Source organism: Isoptericola sp. NPDC057391, assembly GCF_042668085.1.
Classification (GTDB): domain Bacteria; phylum Actinomycetota; class Actinomycetes; order Actinomycetales; family Cellulomonadaceae; genus Isoptericola.
On the sequence record NZ_JBHVBO010000330.1, the window covers coordinates 1 to 1,590 of the forward strand.

The 1,590-nt window shown below is 76.5% G+C and carries 2 protein-coding genes; both read right to left on the reverse strand.

Annotated features, from left to right (window positions below; translation table 11 throughout):
• Window positions 1-107 precede the first annotated feature (107 nt).
• A complete protein-coding gene (locus ACFUVW_RS20785) occupies window positions 108-995 on the reverse strand; it encodes an EamA family transporter (RefSeq protein ID WP_430573188.1) in 888 nt (295 codons plus the stop codon).
• Window positions 996-1,012: 17 nt separating this feature from the next.
• A partial coding sequence (locus ACFUVW_RS20790; protein ID WP_430573189.1) for a TetR/AcrR family transcriptional regulator occupies window positions 1,013-1,590 on the reverse strand: 578 nt, incomplete at its 5' end.

Below are 1,590 nucleotides of genomic sequence, written 5' to 3' on the forward strand. Positions count from 1 at the left end.
GCGCCAGGGCGCCCTCCACTTCGGGAGGGATACGTCCGGGCGAAGCGATGCCGTCCCCTCAGCTTGTCCCGTCGACCTCCTGCGCGTGGTGGGTGCTGCTCGTTCGGTCACGGGACGACGACGAGGACCGAGGCGGCGAGGGCCAGGGCGAGGCCGAGGGCCTGACGGCGGGTGAGCCGTTCGTGCAGGAGCGTGAGGCCCACCAGGACCGGGACCACCGGGTAGAGCGCCGAGAGGGTGACCGCCACCGCGACGAGCTCGGTGCGGGCGGCGAGCAGATAGCAGACCAGGGCCGCAGCGGCCAGGACGCCACTGGAGGCTGCCGTGAGGCGCAGCGCGCGGGAGGGCGCGGGGCGCGGCTCGGCGGGCGGGCGGCGGACCGCCAGGAGCGCGAGCGCCGCGACGCAGGCGACCGCCGTCACCCGGCCCGCGGCCACCGGCCAGACGCCCGAACCCGGTCCCGCCTGGGCGAGCGCCAGGTACTGCACCCCGATGCCCACGCTGGCGGTCAGGCCGTCGCGGACGGCTCGGCCGTCTCCCGCCGCCGTCCCCGGACCGCCGCGTGCGACCAGCCAGAGCGCCGGGAGCGCCAGCAGCACACCCGCCCACGTCCACGCCGCGGGCCGCTCCCCCAGGACCAGAGCCGCTACGACGACGGGCAGGGCGAGGCCGCCGACCGCGCTCACGGGCACCACCAGGGACATCGCGCCCCGGCTCATCCCCCGGAACAGCGCGACCATCGCGACACCGGTGCCGACCCCGGACAGTCCGCCCCACAGCAGGTCGGCCGCCGTCGGGCCCTCCCCGCCGGCGAACGGGGCCGCGGCTGCCGTGACGACCAGGCCGCCCAGCTGGCCCCAGAGCGCGACCCGGACGAACGGCATCCGCCGCGAGACGACGCCGCCGACGACGTCCGACACGCCGTACAGGAGCGCCGACGCGAGCGCGAACAGGGCGCCCACGATCAGCGGGTCGCACGGGAGGGGCGGTGGCACACGGCCATCCCTCCTCCCTAGCGGCGTCCCCCGGTGGTCGCACCCGCGCCGGGGCCGAGGCCCGTCAGGAACTCCCGCGCCGTGGCGAGCAGAAGCTCCCGCTCGCCGTCGACGGTGAAGTCGCGGTCGGTGGCCACGCGCTCGAGGAAGCCCCCGGAGAGCAGGACGAGCCAGGAGGCGATGCGGGCCGGCGGGAGGTCGGCTCGGACGTCGCCCGCCGCCTGGCCGCGCTCGATCCACGGCACGAGCAGGTCGCGCTGGGCCCGGTCGTCCGCGGCCAGGGCGTCCGCGACGGCGGGCAGGTGCATGATGCCCGCGACGGCGCGGACGAAACCGGGGATGCGGGGGTCGGCGGCGTCGTCGGCCCACGAGCCCACGAGATCGAGCAGGACCGCGAGCGGGTCGGTGCGGCCCTCGTGGACCGCCGCCTTGGCGACCGTCTCGGCGGTGCCGAGCTCGAGGATCGCCAGGACCAGCTCCGTCTTGGTGGCGAAATAGTGGAAGAACGTCCCCGACCCGATCCCGGCCTCGCGGCAGATCGCGGCCGTCGTCGCGCCCTCGTAGCCGCGCTCGGCCAGCACGTTTAGTGCTGTGT